The sequence below is a fragment of the Flavobacterium sp. RHBU_24 genome, assembly GCF_046613695.1.
In the GTDB taxonomy this organism is placed as follows: domain Bacteria; phylum Bacteroidota; class Bacteroidia; order Flavobacteriales; family Flavobacteriaceae; genus Flavobacterium.
The window spans coordinates 1-14,478 of the sequence record NZ_JBKJHD010000003.1 but is presented as its reverse complement, the minus strand read 5'-3'; the positions used below and the strand labels follow the sequence as shown (position 1 = coordinate 14,478).

Annotated in this window: 14 protein-coding genes; 3 read left to right on the top strand and 11 right to left on the bottom strand. The window is 44.6% G+C overall.

Annotated features, from left to right (window positions below; genetic code table 11):
- The first annotated feature begins 149 nt into the window (after positions 1-149).
- Positions 150-1,112 (top strand): D-2-hydroxyacid dehydrogenase, encoded by a 963-nt coding sequence (locus ACLI09_RS04580; protein WP_411418413.1) that lies wholly within the window; start codon positions 150-152, stop codon positions 1,110-1,112.
- Between the two features lie 159 nt (positions 1,113-1,271).
- Here the strand turns inward: ACLI09_RS04580 and ACLI09_RS04575 are convergent, their stop codons facing one another.
- Both ACLI09_RS04575 and ACLI09_RS04570 read right to left on the bottom strand, forming a co-directional pair.
- On the bottom strand, positions 1,272-1,577 hold the full coding sequence (locus ACLI09_RS04575) for a GIY-YIG nuclease family protein (protein WP_411418412.1): 306 nt from the start codon (positions 1,575-1,577) through the stop codon (positions 1,272-1,274).
- A gap of 190 nt (positions 1,578-1,767) precedes the next feature.
- Positions 1,768-2,226 carry a DUF1456 family protein gene (locus ACLI09_RS04570; protein ID WP_411418411.1) on the bottom strand — a complete coding sequence of 153 codons (459 nt, stop codon included), beginning with the start codon at positions 2,224-2,226 and terminating at the stop codon, positions 1,768-1,770.
- A 181-nt stretch (positions 2,227-2,407) separates the two neighbouring features.
- Here ACLI09_RS04570 and ACLI09_RS04565 point away from each other — a divergent pair, with 181 nt between their 5' ends.
- Entirely contained in the window at positions 2,408-4,618 is a 2,211-nt protein-coding gene (locus ACLI09_RS04565; protein WP_411418410.1) for a glycoside hydrolase family 3 C-terminal domain-containing protein, read from the top strand.
- Positions 4,619-4,705: 87 nt separating this feature from the next.
- On the opposite strand, the gene ACLI09_RS04560 is transcribed toward ACLI09_RS04565, so the two are convergent.
- The 6 genes from ACLI09_RS04560 to ACLI09_RS04535 form a co-directional block, all read right to left on the bottom strand.
- Entirely contained in the window at positions 4,706-5,083 is a 378-nt protein-coding gene (locus tag ACLI09_RS04560) for a hypothetical protein (RefSeq protein WP_411418409.1), read from the bottom strand.
- 134 nt (positions 5,084-5,217) lie between these two features.
- Positions 5,218-5,838, bottom strand: a complete 621-nt coding sequence (locus ACLI09_RS04555; RefSeq protein WP_411418408.1) for a DNA polymerase III subunit gamma/tau — start codon at positions 5,836-5,838, stop codon at positions 5,218-5,220.
- A gap of 47 nt (positions 5,839-5,885) precedes the next feature.
- Positions 5,886-6,971, bottom strand: a complete 1,086-nt coding sequence (gene dnaX / locus ACLI09_RS04550; RefSeq protein ID WP_411418407.1) for a DNA polymerase III subunit gamma/tau — start codon at positions 6,969-6,971, stop codon at positions 5,886-5,888.
- A gap of 101 nt (positions 6,972-7,072) precedes the next feature.
- Entirely contained in the window at positions 7,073-8,323 is a 1,251-nt protein-coding gene (locus ACLI09_RS04545; RefSeq protein ID WP_411418406.1) for a T9SS type A sorting domain-containing protein, read from the bottom strand.
- 415 nt (positions 8,324-8,738) lie between these two features.
- A complete protein-coding gene (locus ACLI09_RS04540; protein WP_411418405.1) occupies positions 8,739-9,821 on the bottom strand; it encodes a DNA topoisomerase IB in 1,083 nt (360 codons plus the stop codon).
- Positions 9,822-9,830: 9 nt separating this feature from the next.
- Entirely contained in the window at positions 9,831-10,133 is a 303-nt protein-coding gene (locus ACLI09_RS04535; RefSeq protein WP_411418404.1) for a hypothetical protein, read from the bottom strand.
- Between the two features lie 252 nt (positions 10,134-10,385).
- Between ACLI09_RS04535 and ACLI09_RS04530 the strand changes: the two genes are divergently transcribed.
- Positions 10,386-11,084, top strand: coding sequence for a hypothetical protein (locus ACLI09_RS04530; protein WP_411418403.1), 699 nt, complete (start codon positions 10,386-10,388; stop codon positions 11,082-11,084).
- Between the two features lie 28 nt (positions 11,085-11,112).
- Here the strand turns inward: ACLI09_RS04530 and ACLI09_RS04525 are convergent, their stop codons facing one another.
- The 3 genes from ACLI09_RS04525 to porQ form a co-directional block, all read right to left on the bottom strand.
- A complete protein-coding gene (locus ACLI09_RS04525) occupies positions 11,113-11,742 on the bottom strand; it encodes a hypothetical protein (protein ID WP_411418402.1) in 630 nt (209 codons plus the stop codon).
- A gap of 62 nt (positions 11,743-11,804) precedes the next feature.
- Positions 11,805-13,121 (bottom strand): nucleoside permease, encoded by a 1,317-nt coding sequence (locus tag ACLI09_RS04520; RefSeq protein ID WP_411418401.1) that lies wholly within the window; start codon positions 13,119-13,121, stop codon positions 11,805-11,807.
- Positions 13,122-13,263: 142 nt separating this feature from the next.
- Positions 13,264-14,283, bottom strand: a complete 1,020-nt coding sequence (gene porQ / locus ACLI09_RS04515) for a type IX secretion system protein PorQ (RefSeq protein WP_411418400.1) — start codon at positions 14,281-14,283, stop codon at positions 13,264-13,266.
- Positions 14,284-14,478 lie beyond the last annotated feature (195 nt).

The following is a 14,478-nucleotide window of genomic DNA, read 5'->3' as shown; positions in this document are numbered from 1 at the left end:
GGGGAATTTTAAGCAGGGTATGATTACGAGCACGCGTAGCAGATTTAAAGAATATAATTAATCGAAATAAATTCACGATCTTCAGGCTTCGAGTGAAGCTGCTCCCTCTCCTTTGGAGAGGGCTGGGGAGAGGCCCTAAAATTTAAAGAATGAAAGTATTAGCAAACGATGGTATCTCAAAAAGCGGCGTTATAGCCCTGGAAGATGCCGGTTTTGAAGTGATAACTACAAAGGTGGCCCAGGAGCAGGTTGCCAATTATATAAATACCAATGATGTTGCCGTACTGCTGGTGCGCAGCGCTACAAAAGTGCGTAAGGACATTATAGATGCCTGCCCGGGGCTTAAGATAATAGGCCGTGGCGGCGTAGGTATGGACAATATTGACGTGGAATACGCCCGCGAAAAAGGCATCCACGTGATAAACACTCCGGCATCGTCGTCTGATTCTGTAGCGGAGCTTGTGTTTGCCCACCTGTTTAGCGGCGTGCGCTTTTTGCACGACAGTAACCGCCTTATGCCCCTGGAAGGCGATACCAACTTTGAGGGCCTTAAAAAGGCGTATGCCAACGGTATTGAGCTTCGCGGTAAAACCCTGGGCATTATCGGCTTTGGCCGTATAGGGAGGTCGGTAGCACGTGTGGCGTTAGGCTTGGGCATGAAGGTTATCGCTTCGGATAAATTTGTAGGCGAGGCAGCCATCCGTGTAGATTTTTACAACGGGCAGTTTATTAATGTAGACATCGTTACCGAGCCGCTGGAAGACCTGTTTAAGCATGCCGATTTTATTACGCTGCACGTTCCCGCGCAGGATGGCGGTTATGTGATTGGCAAGCCCGAGTTTGAACTGATGAAAGACGGTGTGGGTATTGTAAACGCGTCTCGCGGCGGTGTGATTGATGAAGTTGCCCTTATCGCAGCGCTCGACAGTAAAAAAGTAGCCTTTGCCGGCCTTGACGTTTTTGAAGATGAGCCTACCCCGGCGGTACAGGTACTGATGCACCCTAACGTATCGCTTACCCCGCACATAGGGGCGGCTACGCTGGAGGCACAGGACCGCATAGGTACTGAGCTTGCCGAGCAGATAAGCAGTATACTGAAATTAGAGAAATAGAGTTTTTTTTATATAAAATAAAGGGAGTAATAGTCACACTGAGCCTGTCGAAGTGAGGCAATTGCTCCCTTTATTTTATTGCTGTGGGCATAGGAAGTACGAGATAAATAGGTTAATACGTAGTCCACCTCAACAGGCTCAGTGTGGCTACATATTAACCTATTTATCTTTACCGTACTGAGTGTAATTTTTAGAATATTCTATAAGTTTTTCCCAATCCTCATTTATAAGCGCCTCTTTTTTACGCCTGCTCCAACCTTTAATTTGTTTTTCTGTTGAAATAGCTATAGTTGGATCAGTGAACATTTCTAACCAGACTATTTCCACCGGCCTGCGCTTATACGTGTATGAAGAACTGTTCAGGCCTGAATTATGCTGCATGAGACGCTCATCTATATCGTTAGTGAAACCAGTGTAATAGCTCCCGTCTGCACATTTTAAAATGTAAACATAAAATAATCTCATGGTTGCGGTTTAAGAAAAATAAATATAGGGAAATATCTTTACAATATACAGTCAGGATGAGCCTGTCGAAGTCAACTGTATATTGTAAAGATATTTTGTAAAAAATTAGAGGAAATATTACCCGCACTTCGACAAGCTCAGTGTGACTAATATTTCCTCTAATTTTTTATCTCCTGTTTAAGTAAGAATGTTACCCCTTACTGTTCTTCCCGTTGTTATATTTTACCCTTTCCACTATGGGCTCCTGCTTTGGTTTTGAAAAGCTTTTACCCTTTGCGCCACCCGAAGGTTTTTTACCTGCGGGCTTTTTACCACCGGCCGCTTTTGGCCTTGGCCTTGGGGCCGGTTTTGCGCCGCTTTCTTTTGGTGCCGTGTTTTGTGCCACCTGTTCTTTATTTTTGGCAATAACTTCCTGCGGATCTTTAGGTGCATCCTTAGTACCACGCAGGTGGATGATGAGGCCGTTTAAGAAATAACGCAACACCTGGTCGCCGCACTCCATATAATTGGGGTGGTCTGCATTACGGAAAAATGCCCCTACTTCCGCTTTAGATATCCTGAAGTCGGCCAGCTCTATAATTTCCACTATCTGGTCGTCGCGCAGTTGCAGTGCCACACGCAGCTTTTTAAATACATCGTTGTTGTTCATCAACCTTATTTTTTGCAAAGGTAGCGGTTTTATTACTATATTTTTATTACATCAATAACAATAATGGCCTTTTAGGTTAGTAATTATTTTTTCACAACAATGGGTTTATTAACTTTGTGCGTAGCCCAAAAATTAATTTATATAACCTTCTTTTAAACTTCAAAAAAACAAACGCAAACCTATGTTAAAAAAATGTATCGCAGTTGCCGCAATTTTCTTTGCCGCCGCCGCCGTAAACGCCCAGGAAAAACCCGTTTACCTGGACGATTCAAAACCCCTTAACCTGCGCGTTGAAGATGCCCTGCAACGCATGACCCTCGAAGAAAAAATAGCTTTTATACACGCGCAGTCAAAATTCAGCGCGCCCGGTGTACCGCGCCTGGGTATACCTGAGGTATGGACTACCGACGGCCCCCATGGCATACGCCCCGAAGTAAAGTGGGACGAATGGGACCAGGCCGGGTGGACAAACGACCGCTGTACCGCATTCCCGGCGCTTACCTGCCTTGCCGCAACGTGGAATAAGGATATGTCATCCCTTTATGGAAAGTCGATAGGCGAAGAAGCGCGCTTCCGTAATAAAAATATATTATTGGGCCCTGGTGTAAACATTTACCGCAGCCCGCTGAACGGGCGTAACTTTGAGTACATGGGCGAAGACCCGTTCCTTGCCGGACAGATGGTAGTACCTTACATTAAAGGTGTTCAGTCTAACGGGGTGGCGGCCTGTGTAAAACACTTCGCGCTTAACAACCAGGAAACCAACCGTAATACCGTAAATGTAGTGGTAGACGACCGCGCACTGTATGAAATTTACCTGCCTGCCTTTAAGGCCGCGGTACAGCAGGGCGGCGCATGGTCTATAATGGGTTCGTACAACAAATATAAAGGCCAGCAAAACTGCCACAACCAGTACCTGCTTAACGATATACTAAAAGGCGAATGGGGCTTTGAAGGCGTGGTAGTGTCTGACTGGGGCGGCGTGCACGACGGTATGCAGCCTATATTTAACGGGCTTGACCTGGAGTTTGGCACCTGGACAGACGGACTAAATACAGGTAATACAAATGCTTATGACAACTATTACCTTGCCAAGCCGTATCTTGATAAAATAAAATCAGGCAAAGTAGGCACTAAAGAACTTGATGATAAGGTGCGCCGTGTGCTGCGCCTGTGCTTCCTTACCACGCTGGACAGGAACAGGCCGTATGGCTCTTTTGCCACGCCCGAACACGCGCTTGCCGGGCGCAAAATTGCCGAAGAGGGTATTGTGCTGCTGCAAAACAACAACAACCTGCTGCCAATTGACCTTAACAAAACCAAAAGGATAGCCGTTATTGGCGAAAATGCCATAAAAGCCATGACCGTAGGCGGCGGAAGCTCTTCGCTTAAAGCGAACTATGAGGTTTCGCCGCTCGACGGCATTAAGAATATTGTAGGCAACAAAGCCGAAGTGGTATACGCACGCGGTTATGTAGGCGATCCGAATAGCAATTATAACGGCGTGGTTTTTGGCGCCGACCTTACCGAGAAACGCCCGGCAGAAGAACTTTTGGCGGAAGCGGTAAAATTAGCCAAATCAGCTGATATAGTGATATTTGTGGGTGGCCTTAACAAAAGCCCCTACCAGGATGATGAGGGCTACGACCGAAAAGAATATGCCCTGCCCTATAACCAGGACAAAGTGGTAAGTGAACTGGCGAAAGCCAATAAAAACCTTGTTTTTGTAAACATTTCGGGCAATGCCGTAGCCATGCCGTGGGTTAAGCAGGTACCGGCCATTGTACAGGGGTGGTATTTAGGCACCGAAACCGGTAACGCGCTGGCAAGGGTGCTGGTGGGCGACGTTAACCCATCGGGTAAGCTGCCGTTTACGTTTCCCGTATCGCTGGCCGATAACCCTGCCAAGGCTGTAGGCGAATTTCCCGGGGGCGATGAGGTACACTACACCGAGGGAATATTTGTGGGCTACCGCTATGCCGATAAGCAAAACATTAAACCGTTGTTCCCCTTTGGGCACGGACTCAGCTACACCAGCTTCAGCTACGGTAAAGTGAGCGTTGATAAAAGCAAAGTAAACGCTGATGATAAAGTAACCTTCTCAGTAAAAGTAAAAAACACGGGGAAACGTGATGGCGCGGAAATCGTACAGTTGTATATCAGCGATTTAAAATCGTCGTTGACAAGGCCGGTTAAAGAGCTGAAAGGCTTTGAAAAAGTATACCTGAAAGCAGGCGAAGAAAAAACAGTTTCTATTACTGTGGATAAAGAAGCACTTAGCTACTTTGACGACAAAAAACATGCCTGGGTTGCAGAGCCGGGCGATTTTGAAGCCATTATAGGCGCATCATCGGCTGATGTAAAAAATAAGGTGAAGTTTACACTGAAGTAATCTGGATTTAGATATAATAAAGGCAGCCAATTGGCTGCCTTTTGTGTTTATATCTTCTATAGCGATTAGCGTTTTCGACCTGATATCCTACGGCTGTTGGTTTGTAATGCTGCTTCGGCGGTCTATCTCCTTTTGCAGCGTGTTCACAATTTCTGAATATTGCCCAGCCCACCATGTTGTGGTAGTTTTAAGAGATATTACTTTATAAATATTTGTAATTATATCTTCTAACAGTTCTGTTTTCCAATCTATTATATTCGCTGAAAATATTGAAGCTGAAAGATTCTCCGCAAGATATTCTAACTGCTTGAGGGTGGTAAGCCTCGCGAATATCGTCGCGCAAATTAAATCCTTATCTAAATATTTATTATCACAAAAAATAACCGGGTCTGCCAAAGCATAAAGATGATCGTCCGGCCACGTCCACATAGCAGCACAAAAGGTTACCGTTTCTGCCTTAGTCAAATTAGTAAGCAGATATTGAATATGAGGCTCATGCCCGTATGCCCATTCATCACCACGATCGTGGTAATGCGCTGTTATGTATTCTTCGATTAATAAAACAGGTTAAGTAAGCTCATTTTCGCTGATTTAGCATGCTACACATCCAGGTCAAACATTTTCCTGAGCATATCGAGCGCGGGGTTAATGGCCTTAAGTTTTTCATACTTTTCTTCAGGGGTAAACGCATGGCGTGATGATGTAGTTTCGTTTACATGCACTTCTACCACCACATCATGGTTGTGCAGCTTGCCGCGCAGGTAGCCCACAAGCTCGTGCTTATTACTGTCAAAGTCAAACTTACTGCCCGCATTAGGTAGTTCCAGGCGTATGGTAAACCCGTCGGCATCCAGCACAGGGTCATTAATCTGCATGTAGGTAGCCATTATTTTTTGCCCGCCGTCGCTCAGGCGCTGGGCAAATTTGTTCCACAACAGGCGCATATCGGTTTCGCTAAAGGCCTGTTTTGGTAACTCTTCGCTTTGGCGAATTACCGCTTTATGGTTTTCCTGCAACTCGCGCTTCTGCCGTATGCTTGCCAGCGAAAATGCGCTCACCCTCGGCGTGCCGTCGTCACTATCCTTAACTTTAACTATTACAGGCTTAACCACCTCGGGGGCCTCTACCTCAAGCTGTGCAGCGGGTAATGGCGTAATGCCATGTGGTCTTTCATGGGATGCAACAGGAACTTCTGCCGCAGGTACAGGTTTTGCATCCATGGCAACAGTTTCAGGAACAACAGTATCCTTAAAATAGTGGGGTGGGATTATAAACCCGTCAACTTTTTTTTTTCTCCATCAAAGGTGATGGAGGCTAGCTGCATGAGGCAAAGCTCTACCAGCAGGCGCTGGTTCTGGCTGGTTTTGTAGCGCAGGTCGCACTCATTTGCTATGTCAATACCCTGGAGCAAAAATGCCTGGCTTGCCTTTTGGCTCTGTATTTTATACAGTTGCTGTGCCGCTTCACCGGCTTCTAAAAGTACCAGCGTGGCGGGGTTCTGGCACACCATCAAATCACGGAAATGCGAGGCCAGCCCGGCAACAAAGTGGTGTCCGTCAAAGCCTTTTGCTAAAATTTCGTTATAAATAAGCAGTAGTTCCGGTATGCGGTTTTCCAGTATCAGGTCGGTTACCTTTACGTAATACTCATAGTCGAGTACGTTTAGGTTTTCAGTAACGGCCTGGCGCGTAAGGTTTTTACCGCAGTAGCTCACTACACGGTCAAATATCGATAGGGCATCGCGCATGGCGCCATCTGCCTTTTGGGCAATGATGTGCAGGGCATCGTCTTCAAAGGTAATATCCTGGCTGCGTGCCACTTCGGCAAGGTGCTCTTTAGCATCCTTAACGGTTATCCGCTTAAAATCGAATATCTGGCACCGCGATAATATCGTGGGGATAATCTTGTGCTTCTCGGTAGTAGCCAGTATAAATATAGCGTGGCGTGGCGGTTCTTCCAGCGTTTTAAGGAACGCGTTAAAGGCGGCCTGCGAGAGCATGTGCACCTCATCTATAATATATACCTTATACTTGCCGGTTTGGGGCGGTATGCGCACCTGGTCTATAAGGCTGCGGATATCATCAACCGAGTTGTTACTGGCGGCATCGAGCTCAAACACATTAAAGGCAAAATCTTCATACGGGTCGTCATAGCCCTCCTGGTTTATCTTGCGGGCCAGTATGCGCGCGCAGGTGGTTTTGCCCACACCGCGCGGGCCGGTAAACAACAGCGCCTGTGCCAGGTGGTTGCTTTCTATGGCGTTGAGCAGCGTATTTGTAATAGCCTGCTGGCCCACAACGTCTTTAAACGTTTGGGGGCGGTACTTGCGGGCTGATACGATGAACTGTTCCATGAAAGGCAAATATACCTCTTTTTATTTCAGATTTTTTATTTCAGATTTCAGATTTTTGCATGACTTATACACATCTGCGTAATCTGTTTTGTACCATTGTTTTATTGCCTGATAAATTTGCCGGTAATCCCGTTTACCGAAACCAGGTAAAATCCCGCCTTAAGCGAGCTTACATCTACTACCATCTTACTTGCCAACGAAGTATATGCTGCTACCTCTTGCCCCACACTGTTGTAAACCTTGATATTCAACGCGGTTCCGTTAGCATCGCTTATACTTAGATAATCCTTTACCGGATTTGGGTACAATACAAAATCATCTGTAGCAGCTTCTGCCCTATCTGCTGTTGCCTCACAATAATCTATCCTGGGGTTCTCCTCCTCATTATTACACGGAAACTCATAATTGCCCTGCGGGTACTGGGGCGCCGGATTAGCGTAGGAAACCAAATTAGCCATAGCGCCCGGCATTTCTACCTGCTCAGTGCTGCCGTGGCCTAAGGCTACATTTTTACCGGCTGTATTTCCGTTGAAGGAATAATCGATAAGCGCGTCGAGCAGGCGGTAGTAGGCGTAATAATCAAGCGCGTCAAACGCCGCGGAAACATTGGGCATGTTGTGTATTGCCTGATAGGTATAGCCGTTAACAGTAGACGATGGTACCGCAACAAAATCCTTTTCGGCGGCGGCCACGCCCAGGTGGTTAAACACGTCTATGGCCATGCGGTAGTCGTTCGTGGTATCTTCGTTAAAAACCTCAACCAATACTTTTGTATTATCAGGATAGTCAGCCAGATCATCGTTGGTAAGGTTATAGGCATACCATTGCGCCAGTGCATAAATAAACCTCCCCTCCTGCCCCCAGCCGTCTATAGTAAACAATTCGTGGCTGATGCCAAACGATGCCGCCCCACCAAAGGAGTGCCCCAGGAAACCGGCCTTAGATGTATCTATAATTTCGGGATAATTTTGGGCCGCTTTACGGAAACCGGCTATCAGGTTGGCATAACGCTCCGGCACCGTAACCGTAGCGAGGGTTTGGTAAGGCACAAAAACCACGGCATAGCCTTTTGAAGCGATAAAGTTAAGCACACCAATAATATTTTCCGGGTCGTTGCCTGCATAGGCATGGCTGTAAAAAATAGTTGGCACCGGTGTGGTAACGTCTGCCGGATGGTAAATATTTATGGTGTGGCCGTTAAAGTTAACATTATTAAAGGTTTCTACGGCAACAGGATGGCTACCGTTACTGCCATAACCGGAGGCCGGTATGGTGAAATTAGGGTCGGCATACTGGGCAAACGCGTTGGTAAGCGATGTGATGATTGCAAGGAGCACTAAAAATTTTTTCATGGCTTAGGGTAATGATATGAAGCCGTAAAAATAGCCATGATTTTTAAATGCTGTAAAACTTTTCCCCTTGACCGGGACAAATTTGAAGGTGAGCGGAAGGCAGGCACCGCCATAGCTAAAATACCAATAACCTGTACTGAAGTGCTCCGTTCAGTAAACCCGAAAAAAAACGGCTATTAAAAATAGCCGACAAAATTTATTCAAATGTGGAATACTTTTCCTATTACACTGATTTACAGCGACAACGTTTTACTCTAATTTCAACGTTTATGTTCCACTTTTATGCAAAATGTGTAAGATTTGAATTATGTTTGTTAAGTATCCATCTTGTTGATAACTTTTTACGATGTCCTGATTGTGCAATTTTCGAAAATTAAAATTTTTGAGATAAAACCAAATTTCTGACCCCTAATAATTACGCTACTACCTCCGCGATTTGCTCCAGGGTTAGGAGGTCGAGCAACACCTGCTCTGACGGATTAAGTTCGCCGGAATTGTGGGTTTCGGTTACAGTTTTAGTGTAATTCCATATAGAACCCTTTTCATAAGCCGCTACAACAGTGGGATGTACGTAATATTTTTTGCATACGGTGCGGGTATTGCCCAGCGTTTCGGCCACATGGTCAAATACATGTACTATGTTCTTTTTCAATTCGGCCGGGGTTGTAAACTCCCCCAGTTCCTGAAAGGCGCACAACGCATTGAGGCTGCCTGCCCACGCCCTAAAATCCTTAGCCGTAAAGTCCTCACCTGTAATACTTTTGATATAATTATTTACATCTGCAGAGCCTATAGTATGGTGCCCGCCATCGTGGTCATAATACTGAAAAAGTTCCTGCCCCGGCACCTCCTGGCATTTCTTTACAAGGCGCGCCATCCGGGGGCTGTGCAGCTTTATTTTATGCTTTACGCCTTTTTTCCCTACAAACTCAAACCATACATCGCTGCCACTGAACTTTACATGGCGGTCGCGCAGCGTGGTAAGGCCGAAAGAACCGTACAGTTTTTTATACGCATCATTACCTATCCGTATGTTAGTCAGCTCAATAAGCTTTACCACCAGCGCCACCACCTTTTCATAGGGCAGGCCATGACGGGCAAGGTCTTTCTCTATTTGTAAGCGTATACCCGGCAATGACTGTGCAAAACGCCTCAGCCTGAAGAACTTGCTTTGGTTGCGTATTTTGTTCCAGTCCGGGTGGTAGCGGTATTGCCTTCGCCCTTTGGTATCGGTACCGGTAACCTGCAGGTGGCCATTTTCATGGGGTGATATCCACACGTTTTCCCACGCCGGAGGTATTACCAGTTTTTTAATACGCTCTATAACAGCCTTATCCTTAATGGTAATACCATTTTCATCTTTATATAAAAAACCGCTGGCACGGCGCTTGCGGTAGTAACCTTTATCAGATTGCAACGCATAGCGCAGGCCTACGGCTTTTGCGGTATCAACAGGGTTACGCCCTATTTTTTCCAGTTTTTTTTGAAGGCGGTTCATTGCAGATTCTTAGGCTTCCCTGCTTTGAATAGTGAGCTGGTGCAGTGCCTTTGCCGCGCTTTTCTCGGTAAAAGCCCCTGCGCCGGCTACAAAAACCCCTTTTTCACCTTTATCAGATACAATGCCGTATACGGTAGCTTCGTCACCGGGGTCGCTCTCGCCCTCATAGCGGTAAATGTGCTCTATAGTAAATTCATCGGTGTGGTGTTTTATACGGTCTTCCTCCAGGTTAAAATCGGTAGTGAATCCCTTCTGCGCCAGTTCCTCAAGAGCCTTGGAAACAGTGGCATAATGATACATTTGTCTTTCCATGATGATAGTTTTTATCGTTTGCTTTATTTTATTAAAGTTAGAAATAAGAAGTATAGGGCCTCGCCAACGAAATGTTAAACATTCGGCCAAGGATTTTAAATGCTGCGGATTTATAGCCAACTGATTGCCTTAATTTAGCAACAATTTATTTTTAAATTCATCAAAATACAGTGGAAGTTTATTAACTTGTAATAAATTTGCCTTTGTACACCAACGTTTTTTGGGCAACCTATATAACACCTGATATCAACAATGTACGTTTGTAATAACGACATAAAACTGCCCGACCCCGACACAATTGTGTGGAAGTACCTGGACTTGTCTAAATTTCTGGACCTGTTGCTGCGCCGCCAGCTGTTTATGTCGCGCTCAGATAAGTTTGAAGACCAGTATGAAGGCACCTTTAGCGAACCCACTTATGAGGAACTTATAAAAATAGCCAAGAACAACCCGGAGTTTCTCGACAACTACAAAAGCCACCGTAAAAATGTGGTGATAAGCAGCTGGCACATAAACGAATATGAGAGTTACGCTATGTGGCAGATATTTACAAAAAACCAGGAGGGCCTCGCCATTCAAAGCACCATAGGGCGTTTGCAGGAGTCGCTCGCGCTGGAAACTGAATATGAACAGCACATCGGCGAGGTAGAATATATCGACTACAAAAAAGAATACATCCCGTTTGACAATAACTTTTTCCCGTTCCTCTTTAAGCGTAAAAGTTTTCAGTATGAACGGGAAGTGCGCATTATATCCGACCTTACAAAATACAACCTCACCATAAACGAAGGGGTAAAAACGGATGTGGACATCAATAAACTTATCGAAAAAATATATATCCACCCCAAATCGCAAAACTGGTACAAAAACCTGGTAATACAGCTTATGCAGCAGCTGGGCTTTAATTTCAGTATTGAAATATCAGATTTGGAGAGTGATATACTTATATAAGGTACTGAGCAACTTAGCCTCTTAGCTGCTACGCAAAGGTTACAGGCACGGTTTGCGAACTTGCTACAGTACCGTCTTTAAACGCTATGCTAACCGTAAAAATAACAGGCTCACCAGATGCCGATGGTGGCACTGTAGGCTTAAAGACCTGGTAATAAAGATAAAGCTGATTAGCTGAAGGTGGATAAGCCTTCTCTATAAACACATTTTCTACTGCCTGCCTTAAAACGGACGTATAACTATTGCCCGATACTTGACCGTTTGCAATTTCCACTGAATAATACCAGGCCGTGAAAAGATGCGACAGGTTAGTACCTGCCGGGTAATCTTCGGTATAGTCCCTGTTAGCGGTAATAGTTACCGAATCCAGCCCGGGGGTAAACTCATTTATATCAGCGCATGAGGTGGCGTATGCAGATGCACCAAAAGACAACCTGCCCACTTGGGAAAGCAGGTTTACATCGGCCTCAGGAAAATCTATGGCGATACAAAAATCGTCAAAGGCAAGGGTGTCCTGTGCTTCAAAATTTGTAACATTATATACCGTAGCGGTCAGATTTCCGGGTACTACCTGATACTTGTGTACATCTTCACAGCAACCTTCAAGCAGTACGGGAACAATTATAAAAATAAAGGCAAGCAATAGTTTATTTTTCATAGCAGGCTTGGTTTACTAAACAGATGCCTGATACATAAAAAGGTTGCGTGCGGTACAGGAATTTAATGTGCGATAGCTTCTACGGCTTTGGGGTCGTGCTTGTGCCTGAACATTAATGCAAAAGCTATAGCAATAACCAATGAATAGGCAGCAAACGACAGCCAGATGTTGTGCCAGTCTTTCATGCCATCGTGCATAAAATATTTATCAATAAGCAACCCGCTGATCCAGCTGCCCAGCACGGCACCAAAGCCGTTTGTCATCATCATAAACAAGCCCTGCGCGCTTGAGCGTATCTTAGAATCGGTAGTGGTTTCTATAAACAGCGAACCGGAAATATTAAAGAAATCGAATGCCATACCGTAAACGATATTTGACATGATTATCATCCACAAGCCGTTTTCCGGGTTACCAAAAGAGAAAAGCCCGAAGCGCAGCACCCATGCCAGCATACTGAACAGTATGACATTTTTTACTCCAAACTTCCGTAGGAAAAAGGGTATGGCAAGTATAAACAATGTTTCAGATATTTGCGATATAGAGATAATCATTGTAGAATATTCTACTACAAATGAGTCGGCATACTGGGGGATATTCTGAAAATCCTTCAGGTAAGTATCTCCATACATATTGGTTAACTGTAATGCCGCGCCAAGGAACATTGAAAATACAAAGAACAGCGCCATTTTATAATTGGCAAATAACTTAAAGGCATTAAGCCCAAGCATTTCAATAAAAGAAACGGCATCTTTAGACGCATTTTTAGGAGGGCACTTAGGCAATGTAAATGCATAAATCCCTAAAATGATGGCTACAATACCTGCAAAGTAAAACTGGTTGGCCATTAACGATTTTCCTGTAAATAGCCCAATTTGCTCCCCTACTTCTTTACCCCATGCAAGCGGTGAATGTTCATCGCTAAAAATGTTTGTAATCCACATGGCAACAATAAAGCCCACGGTTCCCCACACCCTTATTGGCGGAAAAACCTTGATAACGTCATAATCATTATCCTTTAATATCGTATAAGACAAAGAGTTTGAAAGCGATAACGTAGGCATGTAGAAACACATACCTAAAAGGAGTGCCCAAAAGAACGGTACGGGACTGTCAATCTGTGGCAGTATAAAAAGTACAACACCATACAATATGTGCAGGCTACCATATAGTTTTTCTATATTAACCCACTTATCAGCTATGATACCCATAAGTGTAGGCATAAAAATTGAAGCAATCCCTAAGGTAGAAAATACGATACCAAAATCGGCGCCGCTCCATTGTTTAAAACCAAACCCATACGTTCCCAGCGTGGTAAGCCATGCCCCCCAAACAAAAAACTGTAAAAAACTCATTAAAACGAGACGGTTCTTTATGCCCATAAGATGCTGTGTGTCTTAACATTTTATTAACGAACGTAAAACTATTACTATTTTTTGGTTTTTAAAATTTTACAGCAGTAAATATTTGAGATACGTAATATTTCGTGGGGCTTTTAATATCACTAAGAACGTTGCGAAAATATCACTGCAAATTAATCATGAGCCCGAAAAGGCTGGTGCTTGCCGCCAGTGTATAGCGGGAGTAAGAATAATCGAACCGGATTTTATTAAAACGTACCGAAAAGCCTGCCGATATGCCCGAAAACGTACGCTTGTCTACAAGGCTTAACTCTGCGCCACGGCGAAAGTTATAGCCTGCCCGTATGTTAAACGCCTTACCGGGAAACAACTCTGCACCCAGTATTACGTGGCGCAGCGCATTGTTAAAGAATGAAACCTTTTCCTCGGTAGTGCCGCCCTCTATATCCTGCTCTGCCCGGTTAGGATTGCTAAAGGCAATGTTCCATTGCTGCAGGTTTTCGAGTGTGATGTGCCAGCGGATGGGTACATTTTCAACTTCCTGGCTTATACCGGCTATAACTTCAAGTGGCAGAGGCTCGTTAGCTCCTGCGTAGGTAGTAAGCTGCGTACCCATATTACGCACGGCAAGGCCTATATTAATATCATTATCTTCATCAATATATATGGCACCTACATCAAGTGCCACACCAAGCGAATTGTATGTTTCGAGCGATGAAGAAATGAATTTTGCATTTGCGCCTATATGGATATCGGTGTACGGCAGGTTATACGCATAGCCAAAGGAAACCGCTATTTCACTGCCTGTAAAAGTGTTGGTTTTATTACCCAGCTCGTCATAGCCTTCAAAATCGCCATAGCTTACATAATTTACCCCCATGTGAAAGGTTTGCACGTGCCTGTCGTAGGTGTAGGCATACGCAGCCGTGCCATAAGTAACCTCCCCATAATAATTGCCGTAGTTTGCCGAAAGGTGGTTGTCCATCTCAGGGTTAATGGTGGCGGGGTTAAAGATACCCTGGTTTACATCATAATCATACAGGGTAACCAGCTTGCCCCCCAGCGCGGCCTGTCGCGGCGAAGTAACAAGGTTTAAAAACTGGTACGTATACTTACCCCCTATCTGGGCAAAAGTGGCCGTAGTGGCAAGCAGCAATAAATAAAGATACCTGTTTTTAAACATTTAAATTATAATGGCGATTGCTTGTATAACGCAGTTGCGAAGATATTATTTTTTTAAATAACAAAACGGCTAAAGATTTTAGCCGTTTTATTCATGATATTTGGCCTTACCTTACCTAGAGTTAATATCCGTTCGGTCATCCTATATTTGTAATTGGATAGATTTAAGAGAATAGAAAAAAATGATTAAATTTCA

Excerpts from the sequence above, each read along its gene's own strand:
- porQ (WP_411418400.1), bottom strand. The coding sequence starts at position 14,283 with ATGTTTAAAAACAGGTATCTTTATTTATTGCTGCTTGCCACTACGGCC.
- ACLI09_RS04570 (WP_411418411.1), bottom strand. The coding sequence starts at position 2,226 with ATGAACAACAACGATGTATTTAAAAAGCTGCGTGTGGCACTGCAACTG.
- dnaX (WP_411418407.1), bottom strand. The coding sequence starts at position 6,971 with ATGGAACAGTTCATCGTATCAGCCCGCAAGTACCGCCCCCAAACGTTT.
- ACLI09_RS04525 (WP_411418402.1), bottom strand. The coding sequence starts at position 11,742 with ATGAAAAATAAACTATTGCTTGCCTTTATTTTTATAATTGTTCCCGTA.
- ACLI09_RS04555 (WP_411418408.1), bottom strand. The coding sequence starts at position 5,838 with ATGGATGCAAAACCTGTACCTGCGGCAGAAGTTCCTGTTGCATCCCAT.
- ACLI09_RS04580 (WP_411418413.1), top strand. The coding sequence starts at position 150 with ATGAAAGTATTAGCAAACGATGGTATCTCAAAAAGCGGCGTTATAGCC.
- ACLI09_RS04520 (WP_411418401.1), bottom strand. The coding sequence starts at position 13,121 with ATGGGCATAAAGAACCGTCTCGTTTTAATGAGTTTTTTACAGTTTTTT.
- ACLI09_RS04575 (WP_411418412.1), bottom strand. The coding sequence starts at position 1,577 with ATGAGATTATTTTATGTTTACATTTTAAAATGTGCAGACGGGAGCTAT.
- ACLI09_RS04540 (WP_411418405.1), bottom strand. The coding sequence starts at position 9,821 with ATGAACCGCCTTCAAAAAAAACTGGAAAAAATAGGGCGTAACCCTGTT.
- ACLI09_RS04565 (WP_411418410.1), top strand. The coding sequence starts at position 2,408 with ATGTTAAAAAAATGTATCGCAGTTGCCGCAATTTTCTTTGCCGCCGCC.
- ACLI09_RS04530 (WP_411418403.1), top strand. The coding sequence starts at position 10,386 with ATGTACGTTTGTAATAACGACATAAAACTGCCCGACCCCGACACAATT.
- ACLI09_RS04535 (WP_411418404.1), bottom strand. The coding sequence starts at position 10,133 with ATGGAAAGACAAATGTATCATTATGCCACTGTTTCCAAGGCTCTTGAG.
- ACLI09_RS04545 (WP_411418406.1), bottom strand. The coding sequence starts at position 8,323 with ATGAAAAAATTTTTAGTGCTCCTTGCAATCATCACATCGCTTACCAAC.